At 36.6% G+C, this 22481-nt stretch carries 18 protein-coding genes and 1 tRNA gene; 16 read left to right on the forward strand and 3 right to left on the reverse strand.

The genetic code is table 11. The features are described from left to right. The first annotated feature begins 28 nt into the window (after positions 1 to 28). The 3 genes from uvrC (at position 29) to HCJ30_RS04940 (ending at position 3813) form a co-directional block, all read left to right on the forward strand. Positions 29 to 1840, forward strand: a complete 1812-nt coding sequence (gene uvrC, locus HCJ30_RS04930; RefSeq protein WP_185391197.1) for an excinuclease ABC subunit UvrC — start codon at positions 29 to 31, stop codon at positions 1838 to 1840. Positions 1841 to 2020: 180 nt separating this feature from the next. Next, positions 2021 to 2428, forward strand: coding sequence for a hypothetical protein (locus HCJ30_RS04935; protein WP_185391198.1), 408 nt, complete (start codon positions 2021 to 2023; stop codon positions 2426 to 2428). A 170-nt stretch (positions 2429 to 2598) separates the two neighbouring features. Beyond that, complete coding sequence (locus tag HCJ30_RS04940; protein WP_185391199.1) at positions 2599 to 3813, forward strand: aspartate kinase; 1215 nt, start codon at positions 2599 to 2601, stop codon at positions 3811 to 3813. Between the two features lie 57 nt (positions 3814 to 3870). On the opposite strand, the gene HCJ30_RS04945 is transcribed toward HCJ30_RS04940, so the two are convergent. Then, positions 3871 to 4365 (reverse strand): YslB family protein, encoded by a 495-nt coding sequence (locus HCJ30_RS04945; RefSeq protein WP_185391200.1) that lies wholly within the window; start codon positions 4363 to 4365, stop codon positions 3871 to 3873. Between the two features lie 146 nt (positions 4366 to 4511). Here HCJ30_RS04945 and racE point away from each other — a divergent pair, with 146 nt between their 5' ends. From racE to HCJ30_RS04970, 5 genes are all read left to right on the forward strand, one after another. Beyond that, entirely contained in the window at positions 4512 to 5312 is an 801-nt protein-coding gene (racE, locus tag HCJ30_RS04950) for a glutamate racemase (RefSeq protein ID WP_008947595.1), read from the forward strand. Between the two features lie 12 nt (positions 5313 to 5324). Continuing rightward, a complete protein-coding gene (gene rph, locus HCJ30_RS04955) occupies positions 5325 to 6071 on the forward strand; it encodes a ribonuclease PH (RefSeq protein ID WP_008947596.1) in 747 nt (248 codons plus the stop codon). 3 nt (positions 6072 to 6074) lie between these two features. Next, the gene (locus HCJ30_RS04960) at positions 6075 to 6686 is read left to right on the forward strand and encodes an XTP/dITP diphosphatase (RefSeq protein WP_185391201.1); all 612 of its coding nucleotides are present in this window, start codon (positions 6075 to 6077) and stop codon (positions 6684 to 6686) included. A 36-nt stretch (positions 6687 to 6722) separates the two neighbouring features. Beyond that, a complete protein-coding gene (locus tag HCJ30_RS04965; RefSeq protein ID WP_008947599.1) occupies positions 6723 to 7247 on the forward strand; it encodes a metallophosphoesterase in 525 nt (174 codons plus the stop codon). 110 nt (positions 7248 to 7357) lie between these two features. After that, positions 7358 to 7431 (forward strand) — tRNA-Arg (locus HCJ30_RS04970). 412 nt (positions 7432 to 7843) lie between these two features. Here HCJ30_RS04970 and HCJ30_RS04975 read toward each other — a convergent pair. Then, the gene (locus tag HCJ30_RS04975; RefSeq protein WP_185391202.1) at positions 7844 to 8284 is read right to left on the reverse strand and encodes an ankyrin repeat domain-containing protein; all 441 of its coding nucleotides are present in this window, start codon (positions 8282 to 8284) and stop codon (positions 7844 to 7846) included. Positions 8285 to 8727: 443 nt separating this feature from the next. Here HCJ30_RS04975 and HCJ30_RS04980 point away from each other — a divergent pair, with 443 nt between their 5' ends. The 8 genes from HCJ30_RS04980 (at position 8728) to HCJ30_RS05015 (ending at position 21761) form a co-directional block, all read left to right on the forward strand. Then, the gene (locus tag HCJ30_RS04980) at positions 8728 to 10872 is read left to right on the forward strand and encodes an MSCRAMM family protein (RefSeq protein WP_185391203.1); all 2145 of its coding nucleotides are present in this window, start codon (positions 8728 to 8730) and stop codon (positions 10870 to 10872) included. A 369-nt stretch (positions 10873 to 11241) separates the two neighbouring features. Further along, positions 11242 to 11667, forward strand: a complete 426-nt coding sequence (locus HCJ30_RS04985; RefSeq protein ID WP_185391204.1) for an RNA polymerase sigma factor — start codon at positions 11242 to 11244, stop codon at positions 11665 to 11667. Continuing rightward, a complete protein-coding gene (locus tag HCJ30_RS04990; protein ID WP_185391205.1) occupies positions 11664 to 11906 on the forward strand; it encodes a helix-turn-helix domain-containing protein in 243 nt (80 codons plus the stop codon). The genes HCJ30_RS04985 and HCJ30_RS04990 overlap by 4 nt, the downstream gene beginning before the upstream one ends. Positions 11907 to 12227: 321 nt before the next feature. Further along, on the forward strand, positions 12228 to 12587 hold the full coding sequence (locus tag HCJ30_RS04995; RefSeq protein ID WP_260444417.1) for a hypothetical protein: 360 nt from the start codon (positions 12228 to 12230) through the stop codon (positions 12585 to 12587). Positions 12588 to 12924: 337 nt separating this feature from the next. Then, complete coding sequence (locus HCJ30_RS05000) at positions 12925 to 13287, forward strand: Imm51 family immunity protein (protein WP_185391206.1); 363 nt, start codon at positions 12925 to 12927, stop codon at positions 13285 to 13287. Positions 13288 to 13629: 342 nt separating this feature from the next. Continuing rightward, positions 13630 to 17307, forward strand: a complete 3678-nt coding sequence (locus HCJ30_RS05005; RefSeq protein ID WP_185391207.1) for a MucBP domain-containing protein — start codon at positions 13630 to 13632, stop codon at positions 17305 to 17307. Between the two features lie 300 nt (positions 17308 to 17607). Continuing rightward, positions 17608 to 20280, forward strand: coding sequence for a MucBP domain-containing protein (locus HCJ30_RS05010; RefSeq protein ID WP_185391208.1), 2673 nt, complete (start codon positions 17608 to 17610; stop codon positions 20278 to 20280). A 122-nt stretch (positions 20281 to 20402) separates the two neighbouring features. Further along, the gene (locus tag HCJ30_RS05015) at positions 20403 to 21761 is read left to right on the forward strand and encodes a DUF1254 domain-containing protein (RefSeq protein ID WP_185391209.1); all 1359 of its coding nucleotides are present in this window, start codon (positions 20403 to 20405) and stop codon (positions 21759 to 21761) included. Between the two features lie 46 nt (positions 21762 to 21807). Here the strand turns inward: HCJ30_RS05015 and HCJ30_RS05020 are convergent, their stop codons facing one another. Further along, the gene (locus tag HCJ30_RS05020) at positions 21808 to 22401 is read right to left on the reverse strand and encodes a YdeI/OmpD-associated family protein (protein WP_185391210.1); all 594 of its coding nucleotides are present in this window, start codon (positions 22399 to 22401) and stop codon (positions 21808 to 21810) included. Positions 22402 to 22481: the final 80 nt, after the last annotated feature.

Consider the following 22481-nt stretch of genomic DNA (forward strand, 5'->3'; position numbering starts at 1 on the left):
TTTTAAATGTGTAACTGGAGTTGATAAAATGTCTTCTGAACATATCCAAAATAAACTAGCGCTTCTGCCGGACCAACCCGGTTGTTACTTGATGAAAGACCGACAAGGAACCATTATTTATGTTGGGAAAGCAAAAATTTTAAAAAATCGTGTCCGTTCTTATTTTTCAGGGACACACGATAGTAAAACACAACGCTTAGTCCAAGAAATTGTGGATTTTGAATATATCGTCACATCATCCAACGTAGAAGCTTTACTACTAGAAATCAATTTAATTAAAAAGCACGATCCACGTTTTAATATTCGCCTAAAGGATGATAAAACCTATCCGTTTATTAAAATCACGAACGAACGACATCCGCGCCTAATTATTACCCGCCAAGTAAAGAAAGATAAAGGGAAATATTTCGGCCCGTACCCAAATGTCTACGCTGCCAATGAAGTAAAACGGATTTTAGACCGCCTATACCCGTTACGAAAATGCAGCACGTTACCGAATAAAGTATGTTTGTATTATCACCTCGGACAATGCCTTGCCCCGTGCGTATTTGACGTGGAAGCAAGTAAGTATAAAGAAATGCAAGACGAGATAGTCGCATTCCTAAACGGCGGCTATAAAACCGTCAAAAATGATTTAATGAAAAAAATGCAAGAAGCGGCTGAAAATATGGAATTCGAAAAAGCAGGCGAGTTCCGCGATCAAATCAACGCAATCGAAACAACGATGGAAAAACAAAAAATGACAATGAACGATTTCGTTGACCGCGATGTATTTGGTTACGCCATTGATAAAGGCTGGATGTGCGTCCAAGTGTTCTTCATTCGCCAAGGCAAACTGATTGAGCGCGACGTTTCTCAGTTTCCATTTTATAATGATGCTGATGAAGATTTCCTTACTTTCATTGGTCAATTTTATCAAAAAGCCAACCATATTCCGCCGCAAGAAATTTATTTACCGAATGATGTTGATAGCGAGGCGGTGCAAGCAGTCGTTCCCGATACGAAAATCATCGTTCCACAACGCGGAAATAAAAAAGATCTCGTAAAACTAGCTTATAAAAATGCCAAAATTGCTCTAAACGAAAAATTCATGCTACTTGAACGCAATGAAGAACGCACAGTCGGCGCAGTAGAACGACTTGGAGAAGCAATGGGAATCCCAACCCCGTCACGCGTGGAAGCATTCGATAACTCCAACATTCACGGCACAGACCCAGTTTCCGCGATGGTCACATTCCTTGACGGCAAACCAAGTAAAAACGATTACCGTAAATACAAAATCAAAACCGTAGAAGGCCCAGACGACTATGCAACAATGCGCGAAGTCATCCGCCGTCGCTACTGGCGCGTCCTCAAAGAAGGCTTACCAATGCCAGATTTAATATTAATTGATGGCGGTAAAGGACAAATCGATAGCGCCAAAGACGTCTTAACGAACGAACTCGGCTTAGATATTCCAGTAGCCGGACTTGCAAAAGATGACAAACACCGAACTAGTCAATTATTATTCGGCGATCCACTGGAAATCATCCCACTGGAAAGAAATAGCCAAGAATTCTATTTACTACAGCGAATGCAAGATGAAGTCCATCGTTTCGCGATCACATTTCACCGCCAACTACGCAGCAAAACCGGCTTCCAGTCCATACTTGACGGCATCCCAGGCGTAGGACCCGGTCGCAAGAAAAAACTACTTAAACACTTTGGCTCCATGAAAAAATTAAAAGAAGCATCTATAGAAGAAATTAAAGAAGCTGGCGTCCCACTGAATGTAGCAGAAGAAGTGCATAAACATATCACAGCGTTCAATGAAAGGGCGAAGAATACAGAGCAGAAATGATTTTTTACCTTTAATTATTAAACAGGATAAGATTAAAACTACTTATTCCAAAATGATGAACGCCAATGACTTTTGAGTTATTGGTGTTTTGTTCTATTAGTTGAGAAATTAATTTTTAAGTATTTATCGAGAGTAAAGATAAATGGAAGCAAATAGCTGAGCAAAAGGAGGAGAAAAATATTGTATAAAAAAGCAAATGAAGTTTTAACTGATAATAGTTCCGACAATTACTTTTTTGATGACGAATTTATATATGTGCGAGAATTGTTAAATAAATTCACGGAAGATGATTGGAAAAGCTTAATACAGGAATTAAAAAGCAAAGATGATAAGTATAAAATTAGGTTGGCTTACTGTATTGATGAAGATGCAGCTATGAATGGGTTTAATTTATTACTAGATTTAATCAATGAAAATGATGAAGTAGTGGAATATGCGTTAGATTCATTGCGTTCATTTGATAAAGAGCCATATAAAAACTTGATTTATTCAGATAAAGTGGTTATCAAAAAAGCAGAAAATTTACTAAAAAATGCTAGTTTGCCAGTAAAGAAAATGTTAGAGGTGTTTTTACAACAAAGGAAATAACAAAGATATTTTTTAATTAAATAAAGAATATTCTATAACTCAGCTTTTAGAATAATGTGAAATATAAATTTTGAAGAAGACTTGTATATAATAAACTTCCCTTCAACACACAAATGCGCTAAAATAAAACCATTGATAAAAAAAGAACTAAAAGGCAGGGGGGAACGAGATTGGGACTAGTCGTATTAAAATTTGGTGGAACTTCTGTGAGTACCGTGGATAAAATCGGAAAAACAGCAGATCAAGCCATTTATGAAAAAAAGCAAGGAAATAAAGTCATCGTCGTCGTTTCCGCAATGGGGAAATCAACCGACAAATTAGTCGCAATGGCGGAAGAAATTAGCGAGGCGCCAGATAAACGCGAAATGGATATGCTACTTTCTACCGGGGAACAAATCACGATTGCACTACTTGCGATGACATTAAAAGAAAAAGGGCATGATGCAATTTCCTATACAGGATGGCAAGCGGGAATTGAAACAGAAGCTGTACATAGTAATGCGAGAATTGCCGATATTGATAGCGCACGAATTGAAGCAGCACTTGATGCGGGACAAATCGTGGTTGTTGCTGGTTTCCAAGGTCTAACTACAGACGGCGAGATTACTACACTCGGTCGAGGTGGTTCAGACACAACCGCAGTCGCCATCGCATCCGCTCTTAAAGCAGACAAGTGCGCGATTTGCACGGACGTTGTTGGGGTATTCACAACCGACCCACGCTACGTCAAAAAAGCCCAAAAACTAGAACAAATCACTTATGATGAAATGTTAGAATTAGCCAATCTTGGCGCCGGAGTTTTACATCCGCGCTCCGTTGAATATGCCAAAAATTTCCGGATTCCGCTCGAAGTACGAGCAAGTCACGAACAAGAACCAGGAACAATGATCGAGGAGGATTTAACAATGGAAAATACCAAAGTAGTCCGTGGAATCGCTTTTGAAGACCAAATCACCCGTGTAACTATCCACTGGAAACAAAAAGAAGCGATGCGAGTGTCCAAAGTCTTTACAAAATTAGCGGAAAATAATATTGATGTAGATATTATCATCCAAGGAATTACTGGCCTAGGTCACGGCAATCTATCCTTCACTATCAAAACAAGCGCGCTTTTAGCAACACTCACTGTTTTAGAAGAAAGCAAAGAGTTACTTCAAATCGAAAAACTAGAATCCGAGCAAGACTTAGCGAAAGTATCGATTGTTGGCTCTGGAATGGTAAGCAATCCTGGTGTAGCTGCGCAAATGTTCGAGGCGCTAACCGAAAACAATATTCCAATTAAAATGATTAGCACATCCGAAATCAAAGTTTCCACCGTTGTACCTGCGCGTAAAATGGTCGAAGCCGCGCAAGTCTTACATGATCAATTTGAATTAGATAAATAAAAAATAAGCTTGCAGTCACAAAGTAAATTCTTCCTTTGTAGCCGCAAGCTTATCCTTTTAGTAGCGTTCTTCGTTATCAATCGTTTCTTTACGATCCCATTTAACAATGATCGTTACTTGTTTTTTTCGTTTGTCAATTTCGTCGTAACTTTCTGTGTACAGTTTTTTCTGTGATTGCAATTGTTCGGCAATAAAACCAGCTTCTAGTCTAAAAGTAGGTTCTTCTTGCGCGTTAAAACGAGCGGTAACCATTTCGCCTTCTAAAAGTAAGCGTAGTTCATCTTTCTTTTCCTTTAAAATACTAAATCCGCCCCAAGAAGCTTCTTCAAAGAATTCAGCAATCTCTTCTAGGGAACCAAGTGGAAATTTGCGTGCTAAATCTTTTCCTGCCCAGTACATAATGTGAGGCGCTTCATCTCCAAGTATTTCAGGAATTAAATAATCTCGTAGTAAATCTAAACCAAAGCTTGGAACGAGTGCTTTTTCCTCGTATTGATTCTGTTCTTTTTCTGTCATTTCGGATACCCCACTTTCATACACCATTATAACCAAAATCACCCTAAAATGGAAAGCACAATAAATAAATTTCCATAAAAAACCTTTTTTCTCAAAAAAGACTTGCGAAAAAACCGAAAAAATAAGAAAATGGAAGGTATAGATAAAAAAATGGAAATTAATAAAGAAATTGAGGCGAGACTGTGAAACAAGCTATTGGCTTTATTGATTCGGGAGTAGGCGGTTTGACAGTAGTGCGAGAAGTGCTAAAACAGCTACCCCATGAACAAGTATATTATTTAGGTGACACCGCACGTTGCCCCTATGGACCACGCGACAAAGAAGAAGTAGCTAGATTTACTTGGGAAATGACTAATTTTCTAGTAGATCGTGGCATCAAAATGCTCGTTATTGCATGTAATACAGCAACAGCAGCAGCTTTATATGACATTCGCGAAAAACTGGATATCCCTGTTATAGGCGTTATTCAACCAGGTTCGAGAGCAGCACTCAAAGCAACAAGAAACAATAAAATTGGCGTACTAGGAACACTCGGTACCGTCGAAAGTATGGCATATCCAACAGCACTGAAAGGACTAAATCGCCGGGTAGAAGTAGATTCACTCGCATGTCCCAAATTTGTATCTGTCGTAGAATCAGGCGAATATAAGAGTGCGATTGCCAAAAAAGTAGTAGCCGAATCACTTTTACCACTGAAAAGTACTAATATTGATACGGTGATTTTGGGTTGTACACATTACCCACTTTTAAAACCAATTATCGAGAACTTCATGGGAGATGGTGTTGCCGTTATTAACTCCGGAGAAGAAACTGCAAGTGAAGTCAGCGCCTTACTGGATTATCATAATTTATTAGATGCTACAGATGAAGAAATCGAGCACCGTTTTTTCACTACGGGTTCGACACAAATTTTTAAAGATATTGCAAAAGACTGGTTAAATATGCCAGATATGACTGTAGAACATATTAAATTAGGAAAATAAGAGGTGCCCATAATGAGATTTGATGGAAGAGAAAGTAACGCATTACGAAATATCGAAGTAACACCAGATTATTTAATGCATCCAGAAGGTTCAGTTTTAATTGCATCTGGAAATACAAAAGTTATCTGTTCTGCAAGCGTGGAAACAAAAGTACCACCATTTATGCGAGGAGAAGGCCGCGGCTGGATTTCTGCTGAATATTCGATGCTACCACGTGCAACAAACACACGTAACATCCGTGAATCCTCGAAAGGTAAAGTAACCGGCCGAACAATGGAAATTCAACGTTTAATCGGGCGTGCGCTCCGTGCAGTTGTTGATTTGGACGCACTTGGCGAAAGAACGATTTGGCTTGATTGTGACGTTATCCAAGCAGATGGCGGCACACGTACAGCTTCTATCACTGGCGCATTTATCGCAATGGTTATGGCGATTGCCAAATTAGACGAAGAAACACCATTTACTAAATTTCCTGTTAAAGATTTTCTAGCAGCAACAAGTGTCGGTGTTTTAGAAGAAGGCGGCACCGTGCTTGACCTGAACTACGTAGAAGATAGCGCAGCGCAAGTAGACATGAATATTATCATGACTGGCAGCGGCGCCTTCGTAGAACTGCAAGGAACTGGCGAAGAAGCTACTTTTTCCGAAGCCGAACTTGCCGAACTGATTGCACTAGGGAAAAAAGGCATTAGCGAACTAATCGAAATCCAAAAAGAAACACTTGGAGAAAAAGTCACAGCGCGGATTAAAGGAGAATAAGAAATGAGTAAAATTATTATTGCCACCGCAAATAAAGGGAAAGCAAAAGAATTCGAAAAAATCTTTGCCAAATTTAATATCGAAGTTGCCACATTAGCAGATTTTCCAGAAATTGGTGAAATTGAAGAAACTGGCACAACCTTTGCTGAAAATGCCGCTCTTAAAGCCGAAACGGTCGCTAGCTTGTTAAACCAAACAGTTATTGCTGATGACTCTGGATTGATTGTAGACGCGCTTGACGGAGCTCCTGGCGTCTATTCCGCACGCTATGCAGGTGTCGCGCACGATGATGCCAAAAATAACGAAAAACTACTTAAAAATTTAGAAGGCGTTGAACCAGCTAAAAGAACCGCTCGTTTCCACTGCACACTTGCTGTAGCCACACCTTCTGAGAAAACATCTTTTTACACAGGGGAAGTAGAAGGCGTTATCGCAGAACAGCTTTGCGGAACAAATGGCTTCGGTTATGATCCACTATTTTTCTTACCAGATTTTGGTCTTACGATGGCAGAAATTCCAGCAGAGAAAAAGAACGAAATCAGCCACCGTGCAAATGCGATTAAACAACTAGAAAAAGATTTAACAGAAGTAGTAGAAAAAGTAACCAAAAAGTGAGAAAATAAGTAACAGTATCACGGGGGAGGAAACAAAATGAAATTATTAGTAGTTAGCGACAGCCACTCAGAACGTGACTGTTTAATACATCTTAAAGAAAAATACGAAAATACAGTCGATGCGATGATTCATTGTGGGGATTCTGAATTAGAAGCTGACGATCCTGCGATTCAGGGATTTCATACTGTTCGAGGCAACTGTGATTTTGGTGGCGGCTTTCCAAATGATTGGGTAGGAGAAGTAGACGGCTACCGCATTTTAACCACACACGGACATCTCTATAACATCAAGATGACACTCATGAATTTACGATATCGTGCACGGGAACTAAACGCGGATTTCGCCTTCTTCGGTCATTCTCATGAACTAGGTGCAGAAATGCTAGACGACACAATCATTTTAAACCCAGGAAGCATCTCCTTACCAAGAGGCCGCATCCGCATCAAAACTTATGCGCTCATCGATTCCACACCAGAAGGCATCCAAGTACGCTTCATGGACCGGGACGACAACGAACTAACAGACCTAACCCAAACATTCCCATTAATCAAGCACAACTAGGTCAAAAGACACCCGAAAAAGAAAAAATGCAATAACTTAAAGAAAACCATTGACAAACAAGCGATTTAAACATAAAATGGTATTTGGCTGTTGAAAAGACAGTGCCATTTGTCCTGATAGCTCAGCTGGATAGAGCAACGGCCTTCTAAGCCGTCGGTCGGGGGTTCGAATCCCTCTCAGGACGTTAAATAGTAACGCAAATAAATCTCTAAAATGTTGGAAACCCTTGATATTAAAGGGTGGATGAACGCTTTAGAGATTTTTTTGTTTGCTGATGTTTTCCTTGTTTTTGGGAAAAAATTAGAGATTCTATCTGCAGTCAAGTTTCTAGTTTTTACTAACATACATATAATTTTATCGTTGTACTAATTTCAGCATGACATACATGTGCAGAAACATATATGATACGCTGAAATTTATTGTGATAGTTTATCATAATAAATATCGAATTCAACAAAAATTAGGCTATGGATCACCGATAGAATATCGATGATCCATAGCCTAATCAATTGCTTTTTAATTACTGTCTCATTTTAAGGATTCAGTTTCCATATAGATAGTAATTTTTTTCATGTTGATTCTTTAAATTTAGCTTCCTATTCATCAGACAATAAGTCTTCAGGAGATATTTGGTATTTATTTTGCTTTGTTACATCAGCTCCATTTTCCAATAAAATAGCTATAGATTTAGCTTCTTTAGGTAGCTCCATTGCTGCACGCCATAACGCCGTATTCCCATTATTGTCTTCTGCATCAACAATAGCTCCCTTTGAAATCAAGTACTCAACTATTTCAGTATAGTCATGCATTGCAGCTAGATGTAATGCAGTCATTCCGTTTTTATCCTGTAAATTCAAATTACTACCTTTTTCAATTAAATATTCGATAATGCTCATTTTTCTTTCTACGACTGCTGACATTAATAAAGAACGATTGTCCCTGTCCACACTATCTATGCCATATTTAGTTAGAAAATCGTCAACTTTAGAAAAGTTATTGCTTAGTAACACTGGATATAACTCATTTTCATTAAACATATGTTGCACCTCTTTGGATTATTTTTTTCTCTGCTGTTGGTTCCCTTGTATGAGTTCTCATAACCAATTTATACATATCAAATCTCTCGAATATTACTCATTATCTTATACTATACCAATTATTTTGCAATTTTAGTAGGCTTTCTATTTTTTCAATAAAAGTTTAGATATCTTGATTTTTTTCCATTAACATAACAAAATGAAACTCATTTAAAAAGCGTACTTAATAGTATGCTTTTTTTATTTTTATGACCCAAAAGAAAATTCTAATTGTAGTAGTTATGCAAGCTATAAAAAAGTTTGCATCCGTTCTTTGACAACTAAATAAGAGCACGCCGAAATACAAATAAAATTTTAACCAGCAAGAAAAAACGTAACAACTTCTGCTACGGGTGAAATTAACAGAAGTAAATTGACTAAAAACAAAAGGGAGAAACAGACAAATGAACAGTCAAAAAAGGAAGGAAAAGAAAGTAAAAATAATCGCAATGGTGCTAGTAGTTATGATATTAGCAAATCTATTTCAACCGTTCAATGGAATAGCGGCATCACTTCGGCTCGATGAAACAGGTTATTTTTATACAGGAATTAGCTTTACAAATGGGCAGAAATTAGAAAACAAAGATATCTGGAACATGAAGATGGATGGTAAAGATGTCTTTTGTATCGATTCTGCCGCACCAGCAAATACAGAAGAAGGTTATAGTGCGGAAACATATACAGGTAGTAAAAAAGACTTGTTATCTAAAGTTGCTTACTATGGCTTTACTCAATCTGAACAAAGTTACAAAGATTTTGCGACCACCCAATTACTTATTTGGGAAGTGCTCGGGGAACAATTAGAGTGGACATCATTACCTAACTATTGGACGGATAGAGATACAATTTTAGCACAGGTAAGAAAGCATGATACACAGCCATCATGGGACACGCAGACAATTACAATAATTGAAGGCCAAGAGTTTGTACAGAGTGATACAAGCAATGTAACAGACGTGCTGAATATCACAAATAATGCGACAGGAATCCAGGTTACGAAAACTGGAAATACACTCAAATTAAAAGCAGATAAGAATTCTAAATCAGGAGAAATTGCGTTTTCTAAAGTCCCAGATTCTGCTTTAGGAACATCGATTGTTTATAACAAAGCAGACCGCCAAAGTTTGGTAGATTTTCATTTGCAAGATACTGGGAAAGCAAAACTAAAAGTGAACGTGAAAAAACTCGGTGGTGTGCGAGTGAAAAAAATAGATCCAAAAACAAATCAGCCATTACCAAACACAACCATTAAATTTGAATACAGCGGCACATCTAAAACAGTCGTAACAAATGCAACTGGTATAGCTGAACTTGTTGGAATTCCAGAAGGGACGCAGGTAAAAGTTACCGAAATAGCGGCTCCAACAGGCTACCATAATAGTGGAGAAGTTAAAACAACAACGATTAGACCAAGTGAAACAACAGAACTTATTTTTAACAATAATAAACAAATGGGGACTGTTAAATTAACAAAAAGCGGACAAGAATTTGGCGCGAGCATGCCCAATGATAATTACACTCTAAAAGAAGCTATATATGGGATTTATAACAATAGCGATGCACGAGTGGGAGAACTAATCACCGATGAAAAAGGTTACGCGGAATCTGGTTCGCTTTCGCTGGGCCAATATTACTTGCTAGAGGAAAAAGCACCATCTGGCTATCTTCTAAGTGACGAAAAGTTATCCTTTGAAATTAAATATGCGGGACAAAATGTAGCGATCACGAACACACAAGTACAAGCGGTGGATGTGGAGCAAAAAGGGACTGCTAAACTAATTAAAGAAGATGTTGAAACAGGTGAACTAGCGCAAGGAAATGCCGTTTTAGATGGAGCGGTTTATGAATTATATCGTTCATCGGATGACATGTTAATGGATACAGTGACGATTGAAAATGGGCAGGCACAATCAGAAAATTTATTACTGGATAGCTACTATTGGCTAGAAAAAGAAGCGCCGACAGGTTATTTGCTAGATACGGAGAAGCATGTTTTTGATTTACTCTATAACAATGAAGCGGAAGTAGCGGATGTAACTGTTACAGTCAAAGAACAAGTCATCAAAGAAAAAATCAAAGTAATCAAATGCGATGAGCAGACAAAAGAACCTATCAAAAATAATGCGGCGAGTTTTAAATTAAAAGATTTGCAAACAGGCGAGTTTATAGAGCATGATGGCAAATTAGAATTTACGACCGACCAGTCTGGCGAATTTGAAACAGCAGATTTACCATACGGCGAGTATGAATTGACTGAGGTTATTGCTCCGAAAAATTATCAACTTGTCACTGAACCGACCAAAATAACTATTGATGGATCACATGAAGGCATCGTTGAAATAAAAATCATGAATAAGGAAATACCTAAACCACTGCCGAAGAAAACAACGCGAGATAAGGTAGACCCAGTAATGAAAATGACTGAAACTAGACCATTACCACTGCTTGGAGATAATGGCGGTATTGCTTTAGTATTTATTGGTCTAGGACTTGTAGTAACTGGATTAGCAATATATTGGAGCAAAAAAAATAACGACAAACGTAAATAATAAAATGAGCAGCATGGAAAACAAACAATATATCTAATAAGAAAAGAAGCCTGAGCTATTAGGCTTCTTTCTTTTTTTGTAAAAATTATATGGTATGCCTACTCATTTCCAATACTTGCTGCTAAATAATTTCCGTTTTACTACAAAAATAAATATATTTTTAGCAATAAATCCAAAAAATATTTTATAATTTTTATAGAGAGGAGGAGCACCGACAATGATTTTTGGATTTTTATATGCAGAATTTTACTTTTTTTAAACATTTTTCAAGATTACTGTCCCAAAAATAGAATTTAGTTGTAATAGTGATGTAGGGGAAGGATACCCTTGCAATTTTTACACGGGGCGATAGAAACAGGAGGTGAGTAGATGCATCTACAAGCGCATAAAAAACATAAACAGCATGCCTTTGATAGCTATTGTAAAAAAATATTGAGGAATGAAACGAGAAATATCTACAAAGAAATTGAACGTCTAAAGAAATATGAAGTATCAATGGATAGCTTGTCAGAAAAAGAGTTAGGTAAACAGGTTATTTATGAAAGTAATATGCATAGGGAATTTCTGTTCTTCGTTGAAAATGTAGGAATGGTAATAGTAACGGGTGAAATAATTGCAGAAGCTATTAAATTATTACCAAAAGAAAAACAAGCTATCATATTACTCTCCTATATTCTCGGTATGTCTGATAGGAAAATCGCAGAAGAGCTAAACCTAGTTAGACGAACTGTATCACGTAGGAGAAACAGCACACTAGCCGAATTAAAAAAGATAATGGAGGAAGACCAGAAATGAATGAAACAACGCAGAGAAAAAATAGACTAGTACCTTACGAAACAATCGTTGCTGCATCAGAGGGAGATATAGAAGCAGTTGGAGCAGTTTTAGATCACTATACGGGTTATATTACAACATTATCTACAAGAGTTTTATTTGACGAATATGGAAATTCACACGTTTGTGTAGATGAAGACTTACGGCGCAGAATCGAAGCGAAATTAGTTTCAAAATTGCTGCTGTTTAATGCTTCGTGATACCATTCTATTATATATTAATAATGAGGACAAGAATATTTTAGAGAAAATAAAAGAACTACTAGCGGGAATGAGATATAAATGCTAGTAGTTTTTTACGTGGATTTTGATAGTAGAAAAAGCAACGTCCAGTTAATTTTAAAATTCTTCCAGAGGAGTGAATCAGCCCAGAGTTAGCTTAACTTGATTGGTGAGAGTTAGCAGATATAAAATATATTTAGGTATTAAAAACCTTTACAAAGAATAAATGCCATTTGTATACTAAAGATACAATACCAAGTTTGTGAAAATATTATTAGGTTTACCAAAGGATGAACGTAAATGCAAAGAAAAATAGCAGAAATTAATCAGTTAGTTCAAAACGGTCGCCTATGGTTTGACCTTGATATTTCATCATTTAATGGTCATGAACTCGAAATTATTGGCGGGATTGATCTTAGTTATTTTTATGAAATAGAAATTAAATTTAGCAATGTTTGTTTTTTGTCAGGATATACTTCCTCACATATAGACACTTCAGAAGATTTTCTTTTTGTGCACGAAGATAGTTACGAAAGTTCGCGGATGAATCTTCCTAAATTCAGAGATAATTCATTTCTATTTGAATTTAAAACAGATGATTTAGGTGGCTTACCTTTTTTAGTTATGGCGAGAACATCGAATATAAATACGAGCGAGTAAACCTATAAAACTTATTGGAGGAAACCTTAAACGTTTGAAAATTGTATTTTTGAAGACACGAAGTTTTCTAGAACAAATATATCCGGCAGTACATTTGTGAACACGAGACCTTCAGATGCTCAAATCGCCAAGTGTTCTTCTTATGATGACTATTTTTGCTTGATAGGTGATAATATTGAAAGTGGTTTGTTGAACTTATTTAACAATCATAATTTTATTAGTTTGAATTAGTGACAATTATATCCTAAGAAGAATTGTTATTTTATAGTAACTGATTTAATTGTAAACCATTGTAAGAAAAGCACCATGATAAGCCTAAACAAAAGGAGCAAGTTTTATGGAAAAATACGTAAAAATAGTAAAATTCGAGGATAATCTATCAGTTTGCCTTAACATTAGCACGGAGAAGTTGATTGCAATTGGCGAGAAAATGAATGAAATGAACGAAGATGCTTATATGCATGGCTATAATTGGGAAGCATTTTTGAACTATTATTTAGCTAAGCATGCACCAGATGTTTTAGAAGGAATGGGCTCTGATCCGGAAGCGGGGATGTATGTGGCATATTACACGCTATCGCCTGAAACAGAAGCTCGAGCAGAAAAACTTGTCCAAATAATTACGAATCTCATTGAAAACGAAGAACAACTTTATCAAATAGTTAAAAATGAAGGCAATCAGATTGATTGGGATAATTAATCGTGGAGAGCGCTATAACCATTGGAATCCAAATGGTTATAGCGTTTTTTTATGTAGAATAAAGCCATAGAGGACTTTCGGTTGTCTGCTTGACTGTAATTCTCCAAAAAAACCAATAAGTCTAAAAATAGAACCAATTCCAAAATAAATGTGAACGATATGTGAACGAGAATGACAGAAAATAAAAAAAATCCCCATACTGTGTTCAAATGGGCGGCTTAGTGTTGCTATAATTAGTACTTATTAAGGCGAAATGAAACCAAATATCAAATAGTGAACGCACTTAGTCTTTAAGAAAATCACTATGACAATAAAATGCCCCAACATCTAAGGAGATTAATCATGAAAAGAAAGATAAGTTCAATTATTATAGTCGGGATATTGCTCTTTCAATCATTGAACGCGTATCCATTTATCACGGAAGCCAAAGAAAATGAACAGAATATAGAAACAAATAAGCCAGCTAAAGGATTAACTAATGCTCTAAAACAAACCAAGACAACCCTTGAAACAGGAGATACCTATGCAAATGTATTTCCTGATATTGCTTTAGCTAAAGTTATTGCCAAAGCTGCAACGGGATCAGAGGATACAACGCAATTAGTCACACAAGAGGACTTGAATAAAATTACATCTCTCAGTGCAAATAGTAAAGGAATTAGCGCGCTGACAGGAATAGATTTACTAGCAAACGTGACAAGTATAAGCTTAAATAGTAACCAAATAACAGATATTTCTCCAATAAACCAATTACCGAATTTAGTAAGTTTGGCTTTAAAGAATAATCAAATTAGTAGTATTACCTTAAACGCAGAAAGCCAGCTACCTAAACTAACGAGCATTGATCTTGAAACGAATCCCAATCTGGAAGTTATGGATATCCAAGACCAACCCAAATTGTTAGAGGTAAAGACTTCTTCTAATACAGGATTACGCCAGTTAACAACAGTAATTGCCAAAAATAATCCGGAATTAGTCAATTTAGGTTACTACTCTATGCGAAATATCTACTTTAGCCAAGTCGCAAGTTTAACGAAAGTCGAATTAGTCAACCTCCCAAAAGTAACCAAAGTAAGCCTTGACCGGAACAGTATTAGCGAAGTGGAAATTTCCGATGTAGCCATTGAAAACCTACCATTACAAGGAAATAAACTAACAGGAAATGTTTTTGATAACCTTCAAAATCTCCCTAATTTAAAAACTTTAGACCTGTCCTTGAATCAACTAACAGAAGTGGAATTAGACAAAACGGATGTAGAAAATCTCCCTAATTTGATATCACTAAATATAGAAGGAAATTCGGAACTAACTTCCATAAACGTCCAAGATCAGCCTCAATTGGTAGATGTGAAAACTTCCATTAATACAGGATTACGCCAGTTAACAACAGTAATTGCCAAAAATAATCCAGAATTAGTCAATTTAGGTTACTACACTATGCGAAATGTCTACTTTAGCCAAATACCAAGTTTAACGAAAGTCGAATTAGTCAATCTCCCGAAAGTAACGAAAGTAAGCCTTGACCGAAACAGTATTAGCGAGTTGAATGTTACTGATTTAGCCATTGAGGATCTTCCGGTACAAGGAAATGAACTAACCGGAAATGTCTTTGATAACCTTCAAAATCTCCCTAATTTAAAAACAATAGACATGTCCCAGAATCAACTAACAGAAGTGGAGTTAGACAAAACGGATGTAGAAAATCTTCCTAATTTAATTTCACTAAATATAGAAGGAAATTCGGAACTAACCTCCATAAATATCCAAGATCAGCCCCAATTGGTCGATGTCAAAACTTCTGATAAAACAGGATTATCCGAGTTAACAACGGTAATTGCCAAAAATAATCCAGAACTAGTTAACCTTGGATATTTTAGTATACAAAGTGTTTATTTTGAGGGCATAGCTAGTCTAACGAACGTTGAATTAGTCAACCTTCCCAAAGTAAGAGTAGTGCGATTGGATCGTAATAGTATCAATCATATCGAACTAAATAATTTAGAGGCAGTAACAGAAGTGAATCTAAATTATAATAAAATAACAAGTGATAGCATAGCGAAATTTGAAGATATGCCGATACTAGCGACGCTAAATTTAAACAATAATCAAATTACCGATATAAATGTGCTTAGTGACTTCTCAGAAATAACTACTTTAAATATCGAAGCGAATTCCATCGGCGTTTTACCAAGTAATCTAAAAACAAAAATGCCAAAATTAACGACACTGAGTGCAATAAATCAAGTCATTACGCTAGACAAAGTAATTACTGTGGATGATGCTGATTTAATTATTAATAATGAAATTAGTAATTTTGGTAAACTAAGCCAGCCAATCCCGATATCAAATGCAGGAACATATGCAAATGAAAAACTAACTTGGTCCTATGAAAGAATCAAAAGTTTAACAGAGGTTAATTTCCAGTTTTCTGAGCGAGTTAATGCAACTGGCATAGACGGAAACTTTTCAGGAAAAGTAACGCAACCGTTTAAAAGATCTACTGTTCCAGTAATTAATGCAGATACAGAAATTCATTACCCGCTAGGAACAGAAAAAACAGAAGCTGCTTTTTTAAGTGAGATTCATGCACAAACAAGTGATGATTTAGCTATTACAAGTGATTTTGAAACAATGGTAAACTTAAAGAGAGTGGGGATATACACTGTAACGTTAAATGCCGAGAATATAGACGGAATTAAGGCTATTCCAAAAGAAGTGACCGTGTACATTGATTCTGTACAAGGTGCTAATATAACGGTGAAACACGAAGACAAATCCGGGAATAAACTGGCAGAAGATAGCGTATTAAGTGGAAATGTCGGAGAAGCATATAACTCAAGCGCAAAAGAAATTTTTGGTTACACATTAACGGAAATGCCTACAAATGCACAAGGCGAATTTAGCTTAGAAGAACAAACGGTGACTTATATCTACGCAAAAAATCCTACTCCAGCCAAAGATATTACAGTACAATACACGGATGAAGAGGGAATCGAAATTGCAACTAGTGATACATTGTCAGGTAATATGGATGAAGATTACGTTACAACAGCGAAGACCATTACAGGCTACACTTTAATGGAAACGCCGAGTAATGCGACAGGCAAGTTTACCGAAAACGAGCAAATAGTAAGATATACGTATCGTGCGATTCAAGCAGAGCCAATTTTAGCAAAAGATGTTACGGTGAATTACCAGGACGAATTTGGAGCTAAAATTAGTGAAGCGGAAGTACTAACTGGTGAAATTGGTGAAACATACACAACAGCAGCCAAAACAATAGAAGGCTATACCTTAATGGAAACTCCTGCTAACGCTGGCGGCATTTTTACTGAAATGCCTCAAACGGTAACATACGTGTATCGATTAGAGAGCACCCTGGAAGCAGCAAACATAACTGTGAAATACCTTGACGAAAGCAGTAACGAGCTAGCACCAACGGAAGTACTAAGCGGAAAAATCGGGGAAGCTTATACAACTAAAGCCATGCAGCTGGAAGGCTATTCGCTGGTAAAAGTGCCCAGTAATGCTAGCGGGAATTTCACAACAGAAGCTCAAACGGTTATCTATATGTATAAAAAGAATGCTATCCCGACATCCAAGATTATTGTGAAATATGAAGATATAACAGGGAAAGAACTTGCTACAAGTAATGTGTTAACCGGGAACATTCATGATTCCTACACAACTACACCTAAGGAAATTAAAGGCTATACCCTCATACTAAAACCAGCCAATGCAAGTGGTAAATTTATGGCAGAGGCTCAAACAATCAAATATATTTACCGTGCGAACAAAGACGAGGTAAAGCTAAATCTAGACATAATCGGGGATAATTCAAATGGAGACATTCAACCATTGAATAACAATCACCCAACAAAAAGGAACCAACAAATTCTACCTCGAACAGGAAATCAGCCGCTAAATATGATTTTTGGATTGGGGATTTTACTAGTACTTTTTAGTATCCTATGGATGTACCGAAATAAAAAAGAAAAAAATAAATCAAATAACTGCTAATCGCATTTCTTGTAAAAACTCTCCTGAACCATAGGGAGAGTTTTTATTTGTGTTTGATATCACAATTGAGCCAAGAGTGCAACTGTAAAAAAGTTTAAAAATATACTAATCCATGTCATTATGTGAACATTGTGTGAACGGAATTAATGTGGTTGAAAAAAAAACCTAATACCATGTTTAAATGTTAGTCCCTCTGTTGCTATAATTATTATTTATAGAGATAAAATAATTTTACATATCAAGTAGTGAAGCATCGAGTCCTTTATAATAATTACTACTAACATCTGAGGAGAATTAATCATGAAACAAAGGATAAGTACTATCATCATAGTCGGAATACTACTTTTTCAATCATTAAGTGCTTATCCTTTAATGATTGATGCAGTAGAAAATTCAAATAAAACAACACTTCAAGCAGGGGATACATATTCAAAAGTCTTTCCGGATGCTGCATTAGCCCAAGTTATTGCCAAAGCAGCGACTGGCTCAGAGGACACAACACAATTAGTGAATCAAGCAGATTTGAATAAAATCATCATTTTAACGGCAAACGGCAAAGGTATTGCTGATGTGACGGGAATGGATTTATTGGTTAAAGCAACAACTATCAACTTAAATAATAACCAAATAACGGATGCTGCTCCACTAACGCAATTACCTAATTTAGTAAAACTAGATTTAAGCGATAATCAAATTAGCACTATTACTTTAAATGCAGAAAATCAACTACCAAAATTAACGACGCTTGATATCCAAAATAATCCTACGCTAACAGTTATTGATATAGAGGATCAGCCGAAATTGGTCAATGTGTATACTCCGAAGTCTTCAGGTTTCATCAATTTAACTACAGTAATTGCTAAAAATAACCCTCAATTACTTAACATGGGCTACTTTGGTGTGGAAGGTATATACTATGGAAATATCCCGACTTTAACGAAAGTAGAAATGGTGAATCTTCCAAAAGTAACAGCATTAAAATTTGAACATAGTAAAATCAAAACTGCCGTACTGGATAATTTACCATCTGTTACAGCAGTAAGACTACAAAATAATATGTTAGAAAGTGACAGTATCATTCAAAATATACCAAAATTAACGAATTTAAATTTACTTAACAATAAACTGACTGATATTGATATGCTTAAAGGGTTACCAGCAGTAACTTCTATGGATATCGGATACAATGCCATTAGTGTTTTACCAAGTGATCTTCCAACCATTATGCCTAACCTAAAGATATTAACTGCAGGGGGCCAGTTAATAGTTTTAGAAAAAGTCGTTGTTTTGGATGATTTAGTTCTTGATAATAAAATTAGTAATATGGGGGCAGTAGTCCAACCAACTTCTATATCAGATAGAGGTACATACGCAAATAACCAATTAACTTGGTCGTATAATGCACTTGAAAATCTTGATTTAGTCAGTTACGGGTTTTCTGAAGTAATTAATATGACTGGCGTAAAAGGTTCTTTCACGGGAACCGTAAGACAACCAGTTAAAGCATCTACCGTTCCAATCATTACTACAGATGCTGAAATTCGTTATCCACAAAGAAGCGAGAAAACGGAAACGGAATTTTTAAATGATATTCAGGCGCAGACAAATGATGAAACGCCTGTGACAAGTAATTTTGAATCAATCGTTAATTTAAAAGAAGTTGGAAAATATGTCGTGACATTAAATGCAGAGAATATCGACGGAGTTAAAGCTGTTCCTAAAGAGGTGACTGTCTATGTTGATCCGGTACAAGCAGCAAATGTAACGGTGCAATATGAAGACACATCGAAGAAAAAAATTGCGGAAAATGTTATTTTAACTGGATATATCGGCGAAGATTATCATTCAAGCGCGAAAGAAATTGCAGGCTATACATTAACAGAAACACCAGCAAATGCAGAAGGTGGATTTAGCGCAGAAGAACAATCGGTAACATATGTATATTCAAAAGACATTATCCCAGCTGCAAATATTACGGTGCAATACGTGGATGTAGATGGCAATGAACTAGCTCCAAGCGAAATTTTACTAGGAAATATCGATGAGGAGTACCATTCAATCGCGAAAGAAATTGCGGGCTATACATTGACAGAAACGCCAGCAAATGCACAAGGTGAATTTAGCGCGGAAGAACAAACCGTGACATATGTATATTCGAAAGACCCCGTTCCAGCCGCAAATATCATGGTGCAATATGTGGACGAAGCAGGCAATGAACTAGCGTCAAGCGAAATTTTATTAGGAAATATTGGCGAGGAATATCACTCAAGTGCCAAAGAAATTCCGAGCTATACATTAACTAAAACGCCAGCAAATGCAGAAGGCGAATTTAGCGCAGAAGAACAAACCGTGACGTATGTATATTCGAAAATCCCTGTTCCGGCCGCAGATATCACGGTCCAATACGTGGATGAAGCAGGCAATGAACTAGTAACGAGCGAAATTTTGTCAGGAAATATTGGCGATGACTACACGGCAACAGCCAAAGAAATTGCAGGTTATGCCCTCATTGAAACTCCAAGCAATGCAGCGGGCCAATTCAGTGAAACGAGCCAAACTGTCACTTACGTATATCGTACGAGTAAAAATGAAATAACTCCCGCTAAAGATATTACGGTGAAATATATCGACGAACACCAAAATGAACTGGCAATGAGCGAAGTATTAAGTGGAGGAATCGGCGAAACATATTCTACGGAACCCAAAGAAATCCAAGGCTATACGCTCATAAAAAAACCAGCTAACGCAACTGGGAAATTTATGCTAGAAGAACAAACAATCAACTACATTTATCAAGCTAAACTAGACGTAACATCGGATACTTCATCTGGAAATATATTAATAACCAAGAATAAGTTCCCTCTACCTTTAACAGGAGATTTACAGTCAAATTTGATTTTAGGATTCGGCTTACTTTTGGCACTCTTTAGTAGTATCTGGCTCTATAAAAACAATAGAAAAAAGAAAAATTAATCTAGTTTCTCATAAAAAATCTTCTCATATCGAGGAGATTTTTTATTTTACGCTTAAACATCCAAAAACAGGGGTATGGTTTAAGTGTTCTTAAAAAAAGCTAATTGAAGGAGGATTTTTACATGAAAAAAATGCTACCTGAGAGTAAAGTAGAGGCAATCAGAAAAGAGGGATTTTTAAATCGAGCTGTCGAAGCTTATCGGTTTTTCTATCCAACTGTGTCTAACGTATCAAATTTTAAGGCTTTACATGATTTAGGAATTACCGAGAACCACGATTTTATTATTCAACTTACGACTCCTGATTTAAATGTACTGACGCAAAATTCGGATACTCCTTATTGCCTTGGAACGGGAAACACCGAGAATGGTCCAGTTGTTATCGAATTACCACCGGGCACAATCGTTGGTGTGGCGGATGATATTAATTTTAAATTTATTACGAATATGGGGTTAACAGGGGACGAACAAGGCAAAGGTGCTAAATATTTGTACTTACCACCTAATTATGAAGGAGATATTCCGGAAGGCTACATAATTCGAAAACCTTCTAGCTACCGTTTCCTTATTTGCTTACGGGCGATGGTTCATCAAGCAAGTGACTATGAAAAAGCATTTGCGCTTCTTAAAGAAGTAAAATTTTATCCATTAAAAGAAAAAGATAATAATCCAGTAAGTACGTTCCATGATTTTTCGCACCGTAAAGCAATTTCTACGCCATATTTTGTGGAAGGGAAATTTGATTACTGGGAAGTGATTAAGTGGGCGCTGGATAATGATAAAACGGATCCAGAATATTATCAAATGTATGGTTTACTAAAAGCCATTGGTTTAGCGCCAAATAAAGAATTTAATCCTGATTCAGATAAAAAAGCGCTATTAACCGAAGCGGCTGAAAAAGCAAATGACATGATGTTTGTGAATTCCTTTAATACAGATGATCCAGCTGCTATTACATGGCCAGGGAAGAACTGGGAATGGGCAGTGTACGGTGAGAATAACGATTTCTATGAAAAAACATATTTAAATCTTCCTGTAAGAGAGCGCTGGTTCTATCAAGCGACACTCGAAACGCATATGATGTTTATGCATAAAGTCGGATTTGGCTCTGTATATATGCTTGGCGTGAAAGACAAAGAAGGGAACTATCTGGATGGCGGCAAAAACTATACATTAAAAGTGCCAACACCAGTACCTACGAGCATTTTCTGGTCAGTAACAGTGTATGACATGGATACTCGTTCAGAAATTGTTACCGAGCAATTTATGCCAGCACTGAACTCTATTAAAGATACATTCGAAGTAGATGCGGATGGAAACACGACGCTCTATTTTGGACCAAATCCACCGGAAGATGAGTCACTACCATGGATTCAAACGGTTCCAGATGCCAATTGGTTCACGTATTTCCGTATTTATGGACCAACCGAACCAGCTTTTGATAACAGCTGGCAACTATACGATTTTGAAGAAGTGAAATAAATAGAAGAGGCGCAACCATTCACAGGTTGCGCCTCTTTTTGTTCAATTAATCGTTCAGTCCTAATCCATCTAAAATCGTTGCTTCGTATTTCTCAATACGCGAAACACGTGTTTTGGATTGTTTAGGAGCCGAAAAATAAAGTAAGTAAGCTTTTTGGCGACCAGGGGTTAACCCTTCAAAAGCTGTTTTTAAAGCTGGCAATTCTTCAAATTTCACAAGTAATTCTTCTGGGATAGGTGTTTCAGCTCTGGGTTTAAGTTCTACCTCTAATCCCGCTTTTTCGACGTCAATAGCATTTTGAATGTAAGTTTTTAAAATCGCTTGTTGATCAAGGATTTCTTGCAAGTTAGTGAAACGAATTTGTCTGGCAGCTTGGACATTTTCCGTTTGTTGGATTAAAATGTTTTCCGGGTCAGGGAGAAGTGCACCTTTCATAAAGAGTAATGCGCAATAATCTTTAAAACCATGAATTAAGAATACATTACCGCCATCGACAGCGTAACAAGGTTTTCCCCATTTGAATTCTTCTTCTAGTTCAAACGTGATTGCTATTTCTCTTAATGCTTTGAATTCAGCTTGCCAAGTGGATGGTTTAGTTAGAAACGCATCTACCTTAGGATTTAATTCGATTTTTGCCATAAAGAATTCCTCTTTTCTACACTTTTTCATTTAAAAATAATTCTTTGATACGTGTTATTTTAACTTAATATGAAAGTCCT

It is taken from the genome of Listeria cossartiae subsp. cossartiae (assembly GCF_014224155.1).
Classification (GTDB): Bacteria; Bacillota; Bacilli; order Lactobacillales; family Listeriaceae; genus Listeria; species Listeria cossartiae.